The organism is Termitidicoccus mucosus (assembly GCF_038725785.1).
GTDB classification, from domain to species: Bacteria; Verrucomicrobiota; Verrucomicrobiia; order Opitutales; family Opitutaceae; genus Termitidicoccus; species Termitidicoccus mucosus.
The window spans coordinates 6994116-7013727 of record NZ_CP109796.1 but is presented as its reverse complement, the minus strand read 5'-3'; the positions used below and the strand labels follow the sequence as shown (position 1 = coordinate 7013727).

Here is a 19612-nt window from a genome sequence, read left to right as displayed (position 1 = left end):
GGCAAGCCCAAATTTGAATGTTGCTCGCCAATTTTGGCTAAACCGGGGCGGCAAGGGCCGAGATCACCCTGCCAAGGCGATGGATAATTTTACGACGACTATCTAATTAATTTATTTTATCTATTCATACTATTATTTATAAGCATATTATGAATGAATGTAAACGTGATTTATCCAGAACGCAAAAATTTCGAAACGACGATGCCTTTACGAGCTACATGGAATCCATTTCCGCAGAATAATTCGATTTATCAGACGGTTACACGACAACTCTCTCCTTCAAGAAAGACTTCTATCACCATCAGGTTATGCGCATACAATGCACTTTGGCCTGCCGGGGCGCGTGTCGCGGGCGATGCGGTGTTTTTTGCAGAAACGACGCAGGTCTTTCGCATCAACGCTGATTTTTTGCGCGCCCAGATGTTTTATAAAATCCCGCGTGCGATAGCGCGGGCTGGGGTGGTTGAGCATGTAATGCAGCACGGAAAGTTTCCACCACCTGGCATAGCCGTGGTGCGCGCGGGTGTTCGCGGACCTCGACGAACTCAACGCCTTCGCATGGCACTGGTGCGGGCACACTGCCAACCGGCGCGTCCACGCGACCACGAAGAAAATACCGTGTGATTTGCTGGCGGAGGAAAACCTGCAGCCGCTGCGCGTCCCGCGGCCGTTCACCGAGCCGCGCAAGGTCGATGCGGAGAGTTTTGTGTCGTGGCGCGGCAGCCGCTACTCGGTGCCGCCGGCGCACGCCGGCAAGGAGGTCTTCGTGGCGGCGACGGCGGGCCGTGTCTTCATCCGGGCCGGCGAGCTGATCGTCGCCGAGCACGCGCAGGCCGCCAAGTCCGGCCAAAGCGTGGCCGATCCCGCGCACCTGGCCGAGGTGTGGCGGCTGTCCGTGCCCGCCGCGCAGGAGAAAAAGGCCCCGTCGTGGCGTTTGAGCTTTGAAACCGCCGTGCCGGTCAGGCCGCTGAGCGTTTACGCGGAGGTGGCATCATGAACCTGCACGAGCAACAGGCCTTGCCCGGCTTGCAGGCGCTCGGGCTGGCCACCGCCGCCGAGCACTTGGAAAGCGTCTCCCAGCAAGCCGCCGCGGGCAACTGGTCCTACCGGCGCTTCCTCGGGCATCTGCTCGAAGGCGAGCGCACGGCGCGCCACCACAAAACCGTCACGCTCAACCTGCAATTTGCGCGTTTCCCGGCCATCAAACGGCTCGCTCAATTTGACTGCGCGCAGCAGCCCTCGCTCGATCCGCGTCTGGTCGAGGAACTGGCCACCGGCCGCTACCTGGCCGAGGCGCGCAACGTCGTTTTCCTCGGCCCGCCCGGCGTGGGCAAAACCCATCTGGCCATCGCCCTGGGCGTGAGTTGCGCCGAGCAGGGCCACCGCGTTTACTTCACCTCCGTCACCGAGCTGGCACGGCGCCTCGGCAAGGCCATGGCCGAAAACCGCCTCCACCGCGAGATGAACAACTACACCCGCCCAAAGTTGCTCATCATCGACGAGGCCGGCTACCTCAAGCTCGAACCCGCCCACGCCTCGCTGCTCTTTCAGGTCATCGCCCAGCGCTACCAAACCGGCGGCAGCATCATCCTCACCTCCAACAAGCCCTTCGACCAATGGGCCGAAGTCTTTGCCGGCGACCCCGTCATGGCCTCCGCCGTGCTTGACCGCCTCCTGCACAAGGCCACTGTCATCACCCTCAAGGGCGACTCCTACCGCATGCTCGAACGCAAAAAGGCCGGCGGGGCGCCGCCCTTGGCCAGGGTCTGTTAACACTATAGTAATACCAGCCAGATAAGGGCGGAGGTGACGAAGCATCGGAAGAGAACATCGAGTCTGTCGTAGCGGGTGAAGATCCGGCGGAAGCCTTTGAGCCGGCGGAAGAGGCGCTCGACATGATTGCGCTGCCGGTAGAGCGACTTGTTGAGTTTCCAAGGCTTCAGGCGCGAGGGATTCGGGGGAGCCACCGGTTTGAAGCCAAGCAAAGTCGCCAACCCGCAGGTCTCGTCCCCCTCGTAGGCCATGTCCATCACCAAAGCGCAGCCGTCAGCCGGACAGCCCAACTCGCCAATCAACTCGCGTCCCTCGGGGCCGTCGCCGCTTTGTCCTGGCGAGAGGCGGAATCCGACGGCATGGACATCATCCGCGGCAACCAGATGAATCTTGGTGTTCCTGCCCCCGCGTGATTTGCCGATGCCCTGCGGACCGTTTTTTTCTCCGCCCCAGTCCCGTCGGGATGAACCTTCACGCTGGTGCTGTCCAACGACACCACCTTCAACTCGAACTGTAATATCCCCTCCTGCTGCAGTCGGGCGAACACCCGGTCCCACACCCCGTTTTTGCTCCACCGGTTCATCCGCGTGTAGATCGTATGCCAGTTGCCAAAGCGTTCCGGCAGCCGCCGCCATTTGCAGCCGTTCTCCGCCACGTAGAGCACCGCATTCAGGAAATTCAGCACCTCCATGCTGACGTTTCCTCGCTCCACCGGCAGACTGTCTTCGATCCGCTTCAAGTGCGCTTCGCTCAATTCCATTACTCCACCCATACGAATTCCCGAGGAAAGGCAATAGTGTTAACAAACTCTGGCGCAATCGGACGCGTCCACTTTGGTCATGCCGCATGGTGGCAGTTGAATATCCTTGCCTACATGCTCACGCATCCCAAGTCGGCCTACCGCACGCGGGAGTTTTCAAAACACCTCAAGGGATTAAAAACCCCGGTGAAGGCTACCCGGCCTCCGACGTTTATACAAAATCACCCGCGACACGCGCCCTAGCAGACCCAGATTCACGCCCGATACATGAATTATATGTGAAATTAAATTAAAAATATATTGCGATAGTGGATAAACGAAATCCATCCTATGTCAGATTGAATCTGAATGGCTCTTTTTTTGTCGTTTACAGCGCAGAAATTGCCCTTTTGAAATCCCTCGTTGTATGGAAACGTCGTTCCGCATATTCATGCGAAAACTCTCGCTTCCATGAACAACTCATTGTTTTGTAAAGGAGTTACTGCCACGTCGCTAGCCATGCTTGTCAGTTTGCCATCGGGAGGGGATGCATCGGGGCCGGCTTCTCAGAGAATTCTTGTGAGTGGCGAGCCTGTGCCCGCCGCCGATCCTGAAACCGCGAGCGGCATCAGGATAACCTATAATGGTCTGGCACCCGATTCCCTGTATTATCAGGCGCTAAAAACACCGGGCAGCGTGGCGGCTTGGACGCAGGTGAGCCTGCTGCCAGTGCCGGAGGCGGAATCCGTTGAGGTTGGCAAGATCGGCCAGTTGCGGATTTTTAACGAAGGAACAGTTCCGCAGACACTTTTGTCGGGGTCAGGTAAATTTTCAGTGAATCTCACGGGATTGATAGGAGAAGAGACATCGAACGGAGTGCGCCGGGCGTGGCTGGAGGCGGATGGCAGCGTTTGGAGTTGGCTGGAGACGCCGGGAGCGACCGAACCCTTCGATGATGAAAAGAAGCACACGGCAAAGCTGATCGCCGGGTTGCCACCGGCCACGCAGATTGCACTCGGAGAAAATCACGGCGTGGCGTTGACCCAAGGGGGCGAGGTATGGGGCTGGCTGTCGGAGCCGGTGATGGCTCCCTCGGGTCTGTCGCCGCCGATGAAGCTGGATGGCTTGGCGGGAATCGGAGCGGTGGGTGCGTGGGGAGAGTATGGACTGGCGGTGAAGGACAGCGCGGTGTGGGTGTGGTCAACGCGGGAGGCGCACGAGGAGTGGAGCAGGCAGGTGCGGAGCTTGGCGAGCGGAACATTGACACTGGGAACGGCTGGGAACACGGCGACATTGTTCAAAATAGGAGGGGACGGGCAGGAGGCGGCAGCCGGGCAATGGAATCCGAGACCGCTGGATGCGGGAGTCTGGAATCTGGCCACTGACACCCCCGTGGCAGGGCAGGCGGTGGAGTTCAGCGTGAAGGCGGGCGGCGGACTCGTGGCGGCGGGCACGGCGGCAACCGGGGCCGCGGCGCGGGTGACCGTCCCGACCGACCAAGACGGCTCGGCACAGGTGTGGTATCGCCAGCCGGAACAGGCCGGGGTGGAGAGCGTGATCGCCGCGCGCACCTCGGGCCAGCAGGTGGAGTTTTCCAGCAGGAGCACCGCCCCGGTTCAGGCCAAGGCCGCGCCAATGATGCTGCGGACGATGTCGGCGTCTTCCGCGCCAGCAGCCCAATCCGCCCCGGAAGCTTTTTCACAGGATGGCTTGCGATTGTGGTTGAAGGCCGATGCGGGTGTGGTGACAGACGGTGCGGGGAAAGTCAGCCAGTGGACCGACCAGAGCGGACGGAACAATCACGCTAGCCAAAACACGGCAGATGCGCGTCCGCAGCCGGTGGCGGCGGCGACGCCGGGCGGGGTGCCCGCAGTGCGGTTCGACGGGACGGCCAGCCATCTGTCGTTTGGCAATTTATACACAATCCCTTCCGGCTCGCCCTCCGCGGAGGTGTTTGTGGTGCTCAGGGCGCAACAGGGCGGGACGGCGGGTCGTTATGCCTTTGCGCTGAGCCATCACGGCGGGTTGAAGTATCCGGCAAGCGATGGCGTGTTGAGTGACGACTTTGGACGGCTGGTGAATCCGGTTTCATCGGCCTTACCCAATGGGACCGATTTGTCCGGCTGGCATATCTACAATGCGACCAACGGCGGTGCATCGCGGGACTGGGTGGCGAGGCTGGACGGGGCGATCATCGGGCGGGCCGATTCAAATGGAAATCCCTATTGGTATCCGTGGAGTTATCTGGGAAGAGGCGCGGCGTATTCCAATTCCTTTTGGGCGGGTGACATTGCGGAGGTGCTTGTATATGATCGCGCATTGTCGCAGGAGGAACGGGAGCAGACCGAGTATTATTTGCGCAGCCGGCATGGTTTTGGACAGCCCGCGGTGCCTGCCTCACCAGCAGCGCCGACGGTGGATGTTCTGAATGCGACACGGGCGCTGATCAGTTGGGAGATGGCAGTGCAGCCTGCCACCTGCGAGTTGCAACGCCGCGAACAACCCAACGGGACATGGGAGGATATTCCAGCGGCAGGACGGCTGTCCGTGCTGGACGAGGGATTGGTGCCGGGGACGGCTTACGCATACCGCTTGCGCGCGCGCAATGCTGGCGGAGTGAGCGCATGGAGTGCGGAAGTGTCCGTCACGATGCCGGCCACCGGGACGCAAGGAGTGCCGTTTGATGGACTGCGCTTGTGGCTGCATCCGGCGGGCACGGACGGAAACGATGACGCTGCCGTGCAGACATGGAATGACTGGAGCGGACGCAAAACGCACGCGACCGCCGCGAATGCCGCCGCCCGTCCTCAATTGGTGCCGGGGGTTTTGGGCGGACGCTCCGTGGTGCGGTTTGACGGAACTGGCCAGCTTGGGTTTCCAACGAGCTCCTTTAGCGGAGCGCGGGAGATGGAACAGTTTGTCGTGTTGAAGGCAAAAGCAGGATCACCCGCGGGACGACGGGCCTACGCGTTGGGGCACTATGGTTCGGCAGTGCAATATCCCGCGCCCGACGGCACGATCCGGGACAATCTGGGCCAGTTGACCAGTAACGCCGAGGTCATTCCGTTCCCTGCGGGAACCAATGCCCACGGCTGGCATGTGTATCACACCCGGCTCACGGCGCAGAGCCGCCTGGCGCGGGTGGACGGGCAGCTTGTGCATCAAAGCGCGGGAATCAGTTCCATTTACACCTATCCGTGGAGTTATCTTGGAAAGGTCAGCGGAGACGGCTGGGCCGGTGACATCGCGGAGGTGTTCGTCTATGATCGCGCACTTACGGTGACCGAGCACGCGGCAGTGCAAAATTATCTGGCGCAAAAATACCAGTTGCCGCCGCCAGTCGTGCCGGAGCCGGTCAGCACACCGACAGGAATTTCCGCCAGTGTCAGTGCGCCCGATACGATTACCGTGACATGGGATATCGTGCCCGAGGCGGGCTCTTCGTATGAATTGCAAGTGCTCCTTCCCGGACGCGAGTATCGCACGCTGGCGGTGCTGCCGCCCGGCTCGACGAGCCACGCACATACCGATCTGAACCCGGATGCGACCTACACCTACCGCATCCGCACCCGCGCGCCGCTGGGCATCTCGGCGTGGAGCGAGGAGGCATCCGCGACGACCCCGGCCTTACCTCCGCCCGCGGACGGCCAGCCGCCATCGACGGGCCTGCGGCTGTGGCTGCAAGCCGACACCGGCCTCACCTTGGATGACCAAGGGATGGTGGCACACTGGGCGGACCAGAGCGGGCGGGGCAATCATGCCGGCCAGATGCCTGGTGAAGATTACTGGATATGGAGCGGACTGACGCCGACGGAGGATCCGCAACTCGGCCCCGTGGTGCAGGCCGAGGGCTGGTCGGACGGCCTGCCGCTGCCCGCGCTCATGAACGAGGCCACCGGCGGCGAGGTCTTTGTCGTGCTCAAAACGAGTGACAGTTACGACGACATCACGCCGTTCACGCTCGGGCACACGTTTTATTATCCGCGCTGGCGGGATTATTATTACGACCCGGAAAATCCTTATCCCGAAACGGACATCATCGCCGACAGTTTTGGCCGCTCCGCCGCTATAGACATGGCCGTGCCGGAGGGGAAACCGATCCGCGACCACTGGCGGCTTTATAATGTGAGCGTGTCCACGAACGGCTGGGCGGCGCGGCTGGATCATGAATTGCTGGGCGAGGCGGACGGCGGGCCGCTGGTGTTCGGCCAATATGGCACCATTGGCGGTGGCATGGGCGGGCCGACGCAAATCGCGGAAATCCTCGTGTATCACCGGGCCTTGGGCGAGGCGGAACGGGAAACGGTGGCCGCCTATCTTGGTCAAAAATACCAGATGGATGTGACCTTGCCGCCGGGAACGCAGCCACCCGCCCCGCCGGAAAATTTTACGGCGACCGCCACCGGCCAGACGACCATCGCACTCGCGTGGACGGCCAGTCCGACCGAGGGCGCGGCTTACGAATTGGAGCGCAAAACCGGCGACGACGGCAGCGCCGCGTCCTATGCCAATGTCGCCGACATCGCTGCGGGCGCAACCAGCCATACCGACACCGGCCTCTCGCCTGCGACAACCTATACCTACCGCCTCCGTGCCGTAATGGAGGGATTTCAGTCCGCCTACACCAACGCGGCGACCGCCATCACGGATGAGCCGCAACCGGCATCGAGCAATCTGCGATTGTGGTTGAAGGCCGATGCGGGCGTGATGACGGACGGTGCGGGGAAAGTCAGCCAGTGGACTGATCAGAGTGGACGGAACAATCATGCAAGCCAAGGCACGGCAGATGCGCGTCCGCAGCCAATGGGTGCGGCGACGCCGGGCGGGGTGCCCGCAGTGCGGTTTGACGGGACGGACAGCCATCTGTCGTTTGGCAATTTATACACAATCCCTTCCGGCTCGCCCTCCGCGGAGGTGTTTGTGGTGCTCAGGGCGCAACAGGGCGGGACGGCGGGTCGTTATGCCTTTGCGTTGAGTCATCACGGCGGGTTGAAGTATCCGGCAGGCGATGGCGTGTTGAGCGACGACTTCGGACGGCTGGTGAACCCGGTTTCACTGGCAGTGCCAAGCGGTGCTAATTTATCTGACTGGCACATTTATAATGCGACTAGGGCCTGTTAACACTATTGCCAAGATAGGCATAAAGTGCCGAGAAGGGGAAATGGAACTGACCGAGGCGCATCTGCAACGAATCCGAGAGCGTTTGCCGGTGGAGAGGGGCAATGTGAGCATGAAGGTGCTGAACTTCCTAGACGCGGTGCTGTATGTGATGGAGAATGGGTGCAAGTAGAGGCGATTGGAATACCAAAATTCATCTGGTTGCCGCGAATGATGTCCGCGCCCTCGGCTTCCGGCTTTCGCCCGGCCAGCACGGAGACGGCCGCGAAGGCCGCGAGCTGATCGGCGAACTGGGCTGCCCCGCCCACGGCTGCGCCTTGGCGATGGACATGGCTTACGAGGGCGACGAGACCCGCGGCCTGGCCAGCCCTGCTCGGCTTCAAGCCGGTCGTCCCGCCCAACCCACTCCGGCGCCGGTCGTGGATGCTGGACAAACTGCTCTACCGGCAGCACAACCACGTCGAACGACTCTTCCGTCGCATCAAGGGCTTCCGCCGTATCTTCACCCGTTAGGACCTGTTAGCACTATTGAGGAGTAGCCAAGAGAGAGCGAAGGAGACGAAAGAGCGGAAGAGGACATCGAGCTTGTCGTAGCGGGTGAAGACGCGACGGAAGCCCTTGATGCGGCGGAAGAGGCGCTCGACGTGGTTGCGCTGGCGGTAAAGCGCCTTGTTGAGTTTCCAGGGTTTTCGACGCAACGGGTTGGGCGGGACGACAGGCTTGAAGCCGAGCAGGCAGGCCAAGCCGCGGGTTTCGTTGCCTTCGTAGGCCATGTCCATGGCCAGGGCGCATCCATGCCTCGGGCATCCCAACTCGCCAATCAGCTCGCGTCCCTCGGGTCCGTCGCCGTTCTGCCCGGGCGAGAGGCGGAAGCCGAGGGCATGGACATCATTCGCGGCAGCCAGATGAATCTTGGTGTTCCGGCCTCCTCGTGATTTGCCGATCGCCTGAGGCCCGTTTTTTTCTCCGCCCCGGTCCCATCGGGGTGGACCTTCACGCTGGTACTGTCCAGCGACACCACCTTCAGCTCCAGATGCACCAGCCCTTCCTTCTGCAGCCGCTCGAACACCCGGTCCCATACTCCGCTTTTGCTCCAGCGATTCATCCGCGTGTAGATCGTGTGCCAGTTCCCAAACCTCTCCGGCAATCTCCTCCATTTGCACCCGTTCTCCGCCACATACAGCACCCCGTTTAGAAAGCTCAGCACATCAATGCTCACATTGCCCCGCTCCACCGGCAGGCTGTCCTTGATTCTCTCCAGGTGTTCCTTCGTCAGTTCCATTCCTCTCCTCATACGCATAAATCACCGTCAAGTGCAATTAATGTTAACACGCCCTAATGGCGGAGTCTCGCAGGATTGGGTGGCGAGGCTGGACGGGACGATCATCGGGAGGGCGGACTCGAACGGAAATCCCTATTGGTATCCGTGGAGTTATCTGGGAAGAGGCGCTGCATACTCCAATTCCTTTTGGGCGGGTGACATTGCGGAGGTGCTTGTGTATGACCGCGCGCTTTCGCAGGAGGAGCGGGAAGAGACCGAACGTTACTTGCGCAGCCGCCATGCCTTCGGATTGCCCGATGAGCCGGCTACTCCGAAAGCGCCGACAGTGGACATTCTGGACTCGACCCGAGTAATAGTCGGTTGGGAGCTGCCGCTACAACCGGCCTCATGCGAGTTGCAGCGCCGTGCGCAGTCTGGCGGGGAGTGGGAAGATATTTTTGTCGTAGGACGGCAATCTGTGCTGAATACCGGGCTGACGCCCGGGGCGAGCTACCTGTATCGGTTGCGAGCGCGCAACGCCGGTGGCATCAGCGCGTGGAGCGCGGAGGCGTCCGTCACGATGCCGGAATTCGGCGCGCAGGGAGTGCCATTTGATGGCTTGCGTCTGTGGCTGCATCCGGCGGGAACAAATGGGAGCGGCAATGCCGTGCAAACGTGGAACGACTGGAGCGGTAACAAAACCCATGCCGCCGCTGCGAATGCGGCTGCCCGCCCGCAATTGGTATCTGGTGTGTTGGGAGGCCGTTCTGTGGTGCGTTTTGACGGGACTGTCAGCCAGCTTGCTTTCCCGACGAGTGCCTTCAGCGGGGCGCGAGAAATGGAGCAGTACGTCGTCCTGAAGGCAAAAACAGGAGCGCCCGCTGGACGGCAGGCTTATGCGCTCGGGCACTATGGGGCAGCGGTGCAATATCCTGCCGCAGACGGCACCATTCGTGATAATCTGGGAAAACTCGGCACTCCCGAAACCATCTCGTTCCCGGCAGGGACGAATGCCTGGGATTGGCATGTGTATCATACCCGGGTCACGGCACAAAGCCGGCTGGCGCGGGTGGACGGGCAGCTTGTGCACCAAAGCACGGGAATCAGTTCCATTTATACCTATCCGTGGAGCTATCTCGGAAAGGTCGGGAGCAACGCATGGGCCGGAGACATTGCGGAAGTGCTCGTTTACGAGCGCGCGCTCACAGTGGCCGAGCACACTGCCGTACAAAATTATCTGGCACAAAAATACCAATTGTCTCCACTGGCCGCCCCGGAGCCAGTTAGTGTGCCGGATGGTATCGCTGTCGCGCTCACTGCGACCGACGCGATTACCGTCACATGGAATACCGTGCCTGAGGCCGGTGTGTCTTATGAGCTGCAAGTGCGCGCGCCCGGGCGTGAATATCGCACTCTGGCGGTGCTGCCGTCCGGCACAACAAGCCACACGCACACCGATCTGAATCCGGAGACGGATTATACTTATCGCGTTCGCGTCCGCGCGCCGCTGGGCATTTCGGCATGGAGCTTGGAGGCTGCCACGACGACTCCGGCATTGCCGCCACCAACCGCAAACGACCAACCTCCATCGACGGGACTGCGACTCTGGTTGCAAGCCGGCGTTGGACTCACCTTGGATGAGCAAGGGATGGTGGCGCGCTGGGCGGATCAAAGCGGACGCGGCAACCACGCCGGCCACATGCCCGACGGGGACTATTGGATATGGAGCGGGCTGACGCCCGTCGAAGACTCGCAACTCGGCACTGTGGTGCGCTCCGAATACGGAGACGGCCTGCCGCTGCCCGCGCTCATGAACGAGGCCACCGGCGGGGAAGTTTTCCTCGTGGTCAAGGCGGATGACAGCTACGACAGTGTTACGCCATTTACGCTTGGACACACGTTTTATTATCCGCAGTGGCGGGATTATTATTACGACCCGGAAAATCCGTATTCCGAAACGGACATCATATCGGACAGCTTTGGCCGTTCCACGACTGTTGACATGACCGTGCCGGAGAACAAACCAGTGCGCGGACACTGGCGGCTTTATAATGTGAGCGCATCGGCAGACGGTTGGGCCGCGCGACTGGATAACGAGCCGTTGGGCGAAGCGGAAGGAGGGCCGTTGGTGTTTGGATCCTATGGAACCATTGGCGGCGGCATGGGAGGGCCGACGGAAATTGCGGAGATACTTGTGTATCATCGTGCGCTGGGCCAGACGGAGAAAGAATCAGTGGCGGCCTACCTCGGGCAGAAATACCAGCTGAATGTCGTCCTTCCGCCGGAATTGCAACCGCCTGCCGCGCCAAGCGACCTTACCGCGACTGCCACCGGCCAGACCTCCATCGCGCTCGCATGGACGGCGAGCGCGACCGAGGGAGCGGCCTATGAACTGGAGCGCAAGGCCGGCGGCAGCGATAGCACCGCCCCCTACGGCAAGATTGCTGATCTCGCTGCTGGCGCCACGAGCCACACGGACATCGGACTTACGCCCGCGACAACTTACACTTACCGCCTGCGCGCCGTAAAGGACGGCCGCACCTCCAGTTTTACCCTCGGAGTGACTGCCACCACGGATGATCCCCAACCGGTGTCAAGTAACTTGCGTTTGTGGTTGAAGGCAGACGCGGGTGTGGTGACGGACGGTGCGGGGAAAGTCAGCCAGTGGACTGACCAGAGCGGACGGAACAATCACGCTAGCCAAAACACGGCAGATGCGCGTCCGCAGCCGGTGGCGGCGGCGACGCCGGGCGGGGTGCCCGCAGTGCGGTTCGACGGGACGGACAGCCATCTGTCGTTTGGCAATTTATACACAATCCCTTCCGGCTCGCCCTCCGCGGAGGTGTTTGTGGTGCTCAGGGCGCAACAGGGCGGGACGGCGGGTCGTTATGCCTTTGCGCTGAGCCATCACGGCGGGTTGAAGTATCCGGCAAGCGATGGTGTGTTGAGCGATGATTTTGGACGGCTGGTAAATCCTGTTTCACTGGCAGTGCCAAATGGTGTCGATTTGTCCGGCTGGCATATCTACAATGCGGCCAACGGCGGTGCATCGCGGGACTGGGTGGCGAGGCTGGACGGGGCGATCATCGGGCGGGCCGATTCAAATGGAAATCCCTATTGGTATCCGTGGAGTTATCTGGGAAGAGGCGCGGCGTATTCCAATTCCTTTTGGGCGGGTGACATTGCGGAGGTGCTTGTATATGATCGCGCATTGTCGCAGGAGGAGCGGGAACAGACCGAGTATTATTTGCGCAGCCGGCATGGTTTTGGACAGCCCGCAGTGCCTGCCACACCAGCAGCGCCGACGGTGGATGTTCTGAGCGCGACACGGGCGCTGATCAGCTGGGAAATGATGGCGCAGCCTGCCACCTGCGAGTTGCAACGCCGCGAGCAACCCAATGGGACGTGGGAGGATATTTCAGTGGCGGGACGGCTGTCCGTGCTGGACGAGGGGTTGATGCCGGGGACGGCTTACGCATACCGCTTGCGCGCGCGCAATGCCGGCGGGGTGAGCGCATGGAGTGCGGATGTTTCCGTCACGATGCCGACAGCCGGAGAGCAAGGGGTGCCGTTTGATGGAATGCGTCTCTGGCTGCACCCGGCTGGAACGGATGCAAATGGAGATGGCGCGGTGCAGACATGGAGCGACTGGAGCGGACGCAAAACGCACGCGACCGCCGCGAATGCCGCCGCCCGTCCTCAATTGGTGCCGGGGGTTTGGGGCGGACGCTCCGTGGTGCGGTTTGACGGGGCCGGCCAGCTTGGTTTTCCAACGAGCTCTTTCAGCGGAGCGAGGGAGATGGAGCAGTTTGTCGTGCTGAAGGCGAAAGCAGGATCACCCGCGGGGCGGCGGGCCTACGCGCTGGGGCACTATGGTTCGGCGGTGCAATATCCCGCGCCCGACGGCACGATCCGGGACAATCTGGGCCAGCTGACCGGCAACGCCGAGGTCATCCCGTTCCCTGCGGAAACCAATGCCCACGGCTGGCATGTGTATCATACCCGGCTCACGGCGCAGAGCCGCTTGGCGAGGGTGGACGGACAGCTTGTGCATCAAAGCGCGGGAATCAGTTCCATTTATACCTATCCGTGGAGTTATCTTGGAAAAGTCAGCGGAGACGGCTGGGCCGGTGACATCGCGGAGGTGTTCGTCTATGATCGCGCGCTCACGGTGGCCGAGCACGCGGCAGTGCAAAATTATCTGGTGCAAAAATACCAGTTGCCGCCGCCAGCCGCACCGGAGCCGGTCAGCACACCGACAGGAATTTCCGCCAGTGTCAGTGCGCCCGATACGATTACCGTGACATGGGATACCGTGCCCGAGGCGGGCTCTTCGTATGAATTGCAAGTGCTCCTTCCCGGACGCGAGTATCGCACGCTGGCGGTGCTGCCGCCTGGCACGACCAGCCACGCGCACACCGATCTGAACCCGGATGCGACCTACACCTACCGCATCCGCACCCGCGCGCCGCTGGGCATCTCGGCGTGGAGCGAGGAGGCATCCGCGACGACTCCGGCCTTGCCGCCGCCTGCGGACGGACAGCCGCCATCGACCGGCTTGCGGCTGTGGCTGCGCGCCGACATCGGCCTTACGCTGGACGATCAGGGCATGGTGGCGCATTGGGCGGACCAGAGCGGACGGGGCAACCACGCCGGCCAGATGCCCAGTGAAGACTATTGGATATGGAGCGGACTGACGCCGACGGAGGATCCGCAACTCGGCCCCGTGGTGCAGGCCGAAGGCTGGTCGGACGGCCTGCCGCTGCCCGCGCTCATGAACGAGGCCACCGGCGGCGAGGTCTTTGTCGTGCTCAAAACGAGTGACAGTTACGACGACATCACGCCGTTCACGCTCGGGCACACGTTTTATTATCCGCGCTGGCGGGATTATTATTACGACCCGGAAAATCCTTATCCCGAAACGGACATCATCGCCGACAGTTTTGGCCGCTCCGCCGCTATAGACATGGCCGTGCCGGAGGGGAAACCGATCCGCGACCACTGGCGGCTTTATAATGTGAACGCGTCCACGAACGGCTGGGCGGCGCGGCTGGATCATGAATTGCTGGGCGAGGCGGACGGCGGGCCGCTGGTGTTCGGCCAATATGGCACTATTGGCGGAGGCATGGGCGGGCCGACGCAAATCGCGGAAATCCTCGTGTATCACCGGGCCTTGGGCGAGGCGGAACGGGAAACGGTGGCCGCCTATCTTGGGCAGAAATACCAGCTGGACGTAGTCCTGCCGCCGGGAACGCAGCCACCCGCCCCGCCGGAAAATTTTACGGCGACCGCCACCGGCCAGACGACCATCGCACTCGCGTGGACGGCCAGCCCGACCGAGGGCTCGGCTTACGAACTGGAACGCAAACTTGGCGACGCCGGCAGTACGGCCCCTTACACCAAAATCGCCGATATCGCCGCGGACACCACCAGCCACACCGACACCGGCCTCTCGTCCGCGGCGACTTACACCTACCGTCTCCGCGCGGTGAAAGCCGGGCTCCATTCCGGTTACACCGCCGAGGCCGTCGCCACCACGAAACTGACCGTCCCCGATAATTTTACCGCCGAGGCTGTGGCATGGAATACCGTCAGCCTCTCGTGGATGCCTGTGCCAGAATCCGGCGCGACCTACGAATTGGAGCGCAAGCCCGCCGCAGGTGAAGGCGGCTTTGAAAACATAGCCGGCCTGCCGGCGGGCACCGCCGCGCACACCGACGCCGGCCTGTCACCAGAAACCGGATACATCTACCGGCTTCGGGCGGTGCTGGGTGGCAATGTGTCGGACTACACCGGCGCGTTGCTCGTGACCACACCGCCGCAGCCTCCGCAACCACCCGGACCGCCCGCCAGCCTCACCGCGGCCACCACCAGCGCCAACAACATTGAACTCGCATGGACGGCCAGCCCGACCGAGGGCGCGGCTTACGAACTGGAACGCAAAACTGGCGATGGCTCTTTTGAAAAGATTGCCGACCTTGGCAGCGGGGTGGTTTTCCACCTTGATGCCGGTCTGGCCGGCGGAATGATCTACACTTATCGCATTCGTGCCGCCAAAGGCGGAATTTTCTCGGACTACAGCGAGGAAGTGCAAGTGCGCATGGTCGGGAACGCACCGGATGCGGTCATTGTTTCACCCATTGACGGGACGACGCTCGCGTGGAACCAGGCGCTGGCAATTGAATGTGTCGCCACGCCTGCCGATGATGCCAATCCCATCGCAAAATTGAGACTCTTCCGTGATGGAATACCGGTGGCGGAGTCCGATCAATCATCACTGGAACTTGTTCTGCCCTCGGTGGAGCCGGGCGTGCATTCCCTGGCTGTTTTGGCAACAACGGTCTGGGGAGCGGAAAAATGGTCCGATCCCGTGACCATCAATGTTACCGCGCAATTGGAAAACTCGCCCGCACCCTCGACTTATTCGCCCTCATACGGAGTGGTTTGGCGGCAGCTGGCACCGATGGCAGGGAGTGAGGCCGGAGTCACGGAAGTTGGAATGCCTCTTCGCACGGCGGCGTGGTGGCAGGGGAAAGTGACCGGCGTTTCGGGACAGCAGGTGCAAGTCGATCTTGGTTCCGACAGCCAGTTGCCGGACTTTTTTGCCTCCGGGAATACCGCCATGATGGAGGTTTTGGATTCCCCGACCTCGACAGGGATGTTTTTCACGGTAACGGGCGTGGATGGCGACACATGGCTGTGTGCTGTGAATGCGCCGGTTCAGGCCGGTGACATCGTCGCGGTGAGGCCCTTGTCAGGATTGGACGAGATCGTTTCCAAAGCGACAAATGAGAGTTGGCCGGGCAGCGATATCCCCGCGACGGCGGATACGGTCGAGCTAAACCGCGTCTCCATCAGCCCGGAGGGATGGCCGGTTGCCGGGGGGATTTTCACCGCCTATTACAAGGACGCCTCCTCGCAGTGGCGCGCGAGTGATTCATCCGCGCCGGAAGTCCCGTTGGTATTTCCCGGCCAGTCCCTGAGAATAACCCGCAAAACAGGTCACCCAGTGACATGGATGCAAACGGGGAATGTCCGCAAATGGACTGCGCTGACCGCCCGCTTGTCTCCCGGCGCCCAATGGGTTTCTGCCGACAATCTCGTCCCCCTGCCACTCAAACGCTGGCCATGGGGGGCATCCTCCTCCAACGGGCAGCTCGTTGGCGGAACCGATCCGCTGCAATCAGACCTCGTTTCCGCCAGTGTGGCCGACGGGAGGCATGTCTTTTATTTGCATCGTGAGGACGGGACCGAATGGGAATGGCGAAGGGCGGACGCGCCTGAATTTCCAGCGGGACATGAACTCGTCACACCGCTTTCCACTTTCGAAATCAATTCGTTCCCGTCCGGCGGCGATCCGGTCCGGTTGAGCCTTCCGCGTGGATTCTAAAGGAGCGCCACTACCATGAACCATTCCAACCCCCTTTCAAACGTTTGGCTCCCCTGCCTGGCTGCAATGCTTTTTTCCCTCTGCGGCGGATCGGTTGTTCATGCCGCCGAGCCCCTGTGCGCCCGGGTGACAATCAAGCTCAGCCAGCGGTTGACCTTGGAGCGCCAGGCGTTCGAGGGCACGCTGGCCATCAGCAACGGGCTGGCGCAGCCCATTGAGGATTTTGCCGTCACTCTCTGGTTTCGCAATGCGGACGGGGAGGCCGTCGCCTATGCCACGCCTGGCGACGAGCCCGAGGGCGCGCTCTTTTTTGTCCGGCTCAAGGACGACTCTTGGAATCCGTCCACGGACGGAACGATTCCGGCGGATCATACCCGCGAGGCGGTTTACCTCATGATACCCGCGCCGGGGGCGGCCGGAGAACAGCCCGATGGCTTGCGTTACATGGTGGGCGCGACGCTTTCATATCGCATCGGGACATCAGTCAGGCATGTGGAAATGCAGCCGGAGGAGATACAGGTGCGCCCGATGCCCGACCTGCTTCTCCAGTATTTTCTGCCGGGCGACATGGTGGGCGACCATCCCATGACAACGGAGCCGGAGGCATCGGAGCCTGCGGTTTTCGGACTCCGCGTGGTCAATCAGTCCGCATGGGCGACCGCGCAAAACGTCAAGGTGGAATCCAACCAGCCCGAGATCGTGTCGAACGATTTGGGACTGCTGATTGATTTCAGGATCACCGGCTGCCAGGTGAACGGGAAGGATTTTTCGAGCAGCTTGCTGGCCGATCTGGGCAATATCGGGCCGCACGGCAGCGCAATGGCTTACTGGTCGCTGGTATCCTCGCTTGCGGGACGTTTCACTCGGGTTCACGGGACGGTGACCCATGCGGACAAACTGGGCGGAGCCTTGACTTCACTGGTGCAAGGCGACGATCCCATGGTCCGCCGGCTTGTCGGCAGAGTGCGCGTGGATTTGCCCGGGCGCGATGCCTTGGATGATTACCTGGCCGTGGAGAGTTTTACGGCGGACACCGGCACGGCGCGTGTTTTCGAGTCGGACAATGCCGTTTTGAGCACGGATGTCATCACGCTGCGCGCGGGGGATTCCCGTTTGTCCTACACGCTGAATGGCGATGCGGTCATGGTGGCCGCCGACGAGGTTGCGGGAACGTTGTTTTACGCCAAAATTCCGCTGGAAGCCTCCACGTGGGCCACGGCCAAAGTCACCCGCTCCGACGGCAAGCGCCTGCTTCCGCAAAATGCATGGATTTCCAAAACCTACCAGCCTGCGGGCGGATGGCAGCTGCATCTCAACCTCTTCGACACACAAAAGCAGGAGACGCACCGGTATAATGCCGTTCTGTCCGGCGCGGCGCCGTCCGAAAACACACCGCCGGTCTTGCAGTTCATGCCGGACACGAATGCGCTCACAATCGAGGCGGGCCGACTGCTCACGCTCCAAGTAACGGCAATGGACGCGGATGGTGACGCGGTCCGCATCACCGCGCCTGAACTGCCCGCCGGGGCTTCCTACACTCCCGCGTCCGATTCGTCCGGCACATTGAACTGGCGTCCTTTGGCCGGACAGGAGGGACCGTATTCCCTGCGGTTCATGGCTTCTGACGGGCTGGCATCGGTCTTCCGAGCCATCGGGATTCAAGTCAAAGAAGCCTCCTCATTGATATGGGATTGGAACGCATGGGTCGGGCGAAACTGGCCGGGAGTCATTGATCCAGCCATCATCGGTCCCGAGGTTGATCCCGACCATGACGGACTGACCAATCTGCTGGAATACGCGATGGACACCGACCCGCGCTCCGGCGTGCTGACCGTCCAGCCGCAGCCTGAAATCCTCATTCGCGACGACCAACCGCATCTGGCCTTGCGTTATCGGTTGCGTTCGGATGACCCGAGTCTGCGCATTCGGGTGGAAGTCACCGATGACTTTTTCACCTGGCATCCGGCCGCTGGCGCTGCTGAAAAAGCAGTCTCCGATCTTCCCGGCCTGACCGGGATGACGGACGAATGGCTTTGGGTGGAGGAACGTCCGGTCGAAGGAAATACCGGGGCGCGTGCATTGCGCCTGATCGTCACCCGCGAGGATTCCGAGGAGTAAACCCCATGACCATGCCACCGCATATTCGTTCTCTTTTGATCCCCGGGCTGGCCGGCCTTTTCTTCTGTCACGCGCAGGCTGCCACCGCTCCATCCGAGCCGCCGGCCATGCTGGTCAACATGGGGGCGGTCCCGGTCAACCAGTCGGTTGTTTTTGAACAGTCATTGCCGGCAAGACTGGCCCAAGAGGGGATAATCCAGTTCGACAGCTCCTGCACCTGCCTGACACTTAAATCGGATGTCGTCTCGCGCGACGGGCGCGTGTCATTTGCCTACCAAGGCAAGGAGCCGGGACCGTTCACCGTGGAAGCCCGGCTGACATTGACAGGAAACGCCTCCGGACAGGTTTTCAAAGTGTTTTTTGAGGGAGTGGTTTATTCGGATAATTGGTTGATGGACTCCACGGAATGGGCGGCTGTTCGCCAGCGTGGTAAAAAGATCATAATAGTGGATGCGAGGGATCTTCAATCGCAGCGGCAGGCGCCCATTTCCGGATCGATTCCGCTGCGCCTTGCCGCCGAGGGGCGCGGTTTTGGCGCCGACCCCGAGCTGTTGCTGGTGGGGGCTGGCTTTGGGGATGACGCTGCGCTGCTGGAAGCGGGCAGGTTGAGGGAAAAGTTCAAGTGGACGAAAATCCGGGTTTTGGCCGGCGGGGAAGCCGCGTGGAAGCGGGCGGGAAGGCCCGATGACGGGATGGCATTCATATCGGCAGGCACCCTGACGTCGATGCCGGCATGGCGGTCATGGACCACCGTGCTGATGGGAACGGGGGAGGATTCCCCGGCGGGCGATGAGTCCGGGGCAGGCGGGCGCGAGCGTGTGGTGCGAATGGCGGAAGCGTGGGGAAGCCCCTCCGCCATGTCATCGCTTGCCGGAGTCATCGATACGATGGGCGCCGATGAAATGCTTGTGTTTGTGACTCCTGATGGAAGCGGCGCGGCATGGATTGGGCGGCAACTGCCGCCGCGGTTCGCCTCAAGGGCGGCCTGTCTGTCCGGAGGTTATCGCGCATGGATGGACTGGCGAAAGACGCGGCACGCGAGCGCTCCCGGACGCGCGTCATCAGCCATCATCGCCTCGGAAAATCCACGCACCCGCAAGGCGGGACCATGCGGAGGCTGCGGGCGCTGATCTCCCCATGCCTCAAACATCGTTTTCTACTCCATCCGTATAAAACCCTGAAAATTTTTCCCATGAAGGCATCGTTCAAAATC

Annotated in this window: 9 protein-coding genes; 6 read left to right on the top strand and 3 right to left on the bottom strand. The window is 61.5% G+C overall.

What is annotated here, in order from left to right:
- Positions 1-306: 306 nt before the first annotated feature.
- Positions 307-471 carry a hypothetical protein gene (locus OH491_RS24600; RefSeq protein ID WP_334318984.1) on the bottom strand — a complete coding sequence of 55 codons (165 nt, stop codon included), beginning with the start codon at positions 469-471 and terminating at the stop codon, positions 307-309.
- 52 nt (positions 472-523) lie between these two features.
- Between OH491_RS24600 and OH491_RS24595 the strand changes: the two genes are divergently transcribed.
- Both OH491_RS24595 and istB read left to right on the top strand, forming a co-directional pair.
- A complete protein-coding gene (locus OH491_RS24595) occupies positions 524-997 on the top strand; it encodes a Mu transposase domain-containing protein (protein ID WP_068768587.1) in 474 nt (157 codons plus the stop codon).
- Complete coding sequence (gene istB, locus OH491_RS24590) at positions 994-1773, top strand: IS21-like element helper ATPase IstB (RefSeq protein ID WP_068768588.1); 780 nt, start codon at positions 994-996, stop codon at positions 1771-1773. Before OH491_RS24595 ends, istB begins: the two co-directional genes overlap by 4 nt.
- 2 nt (positions 1774-1775) lie before the next feature.
- Here the strand turns inward: istB and OH491_RS24585 are convergent.
- A protein-coding gene (locus OH491_RS24585) for an IS5 family transposase (protein ID WP_145928502.1) occupies positions 1776-2533 on the bottom strand; the annotation gives its coding sequence in 2 pieces (ribosomal slippage) (positions 1776-2218 and positions 2218-2533; 759 coding nt in all).
- Positions 2534-3091: 558 nt separating this feature from the next.
- Here OH491_RS24585 and OH491_RS24580 point away from each other — a divergent pair.
- Positions 3092-7633, top strand: a complete 4542-nt coding sequence (locus tag OH491_RS24580) for a fibronectin type III domain-containing protein (RefSeq protein ID WP_334318985.1) — start codon at positions 3092-3094, stop codon at positions 7631-7633.
- A gap of 506 nt (positions 7634-8139) precedes the next feature.
- On the opposite strand, the gene OH491_RS24570 is transcribed toward OH491_RS24580, so the two are convergent.
- Positions 8140-8912 (bottom strand): IS5 family transposase gene (locus OH491_RS24570; protein ID WP_145928504.1). Its coding sequence is split into 2 segments (ribosomal slippage): positions 8140-8597 and positions 8597-8912, totalling 774 coding nucleotides; the frame shifts between segments, so codons are not numbered across the junction.
- A 40-nt stretch (positions 8913-8952) separates the two neighbouring features.
- Between OH491_RS24570 and OH491_RS24565 the strand changes: the two genes are divergently transcribed.
- Genes OH491_RS24565 through OH491_RS24555 form a run of 3 tightly spaced genes read left to right on the top strand, consistent with a single transcriptional unit; the run spans position 8953 to position 19529 of the window.
- Complete coding sequence (locus tag OH491_RS24565; protein ID WP_342750746.1) at positions 8953-16281, top strand: fibronectin type III domain-containing protein; 7329 nt, start codon at positions 8953-8955, stop codon at positions 16279-16281.
- Positions 16282-16296: 15 nt separating this feature from the next.
- Positions 16297-18399: an Ig-like domain-containing protein gene (locus OH491_RS24560; protein WP_145928505.1), complete on the top strand. Its 2103-nt coding sequence runs from the start codon at positions 16297-16299 to the stop codon at positions 18397-18399.
- A gap of 5 nt (positions 18400-18404) precedes the next feature.
- Complete coding sequence (locus OH491_RS24555; protein ID WP_334318987.1) at positions 18405-19529, top strand: hypothetical protein; 1125 nt, start codon at positions 18405-18407, stop codon at positions 19527-19529.
- Positions 19530-19612: the final 83 nt, after the last annotated feature.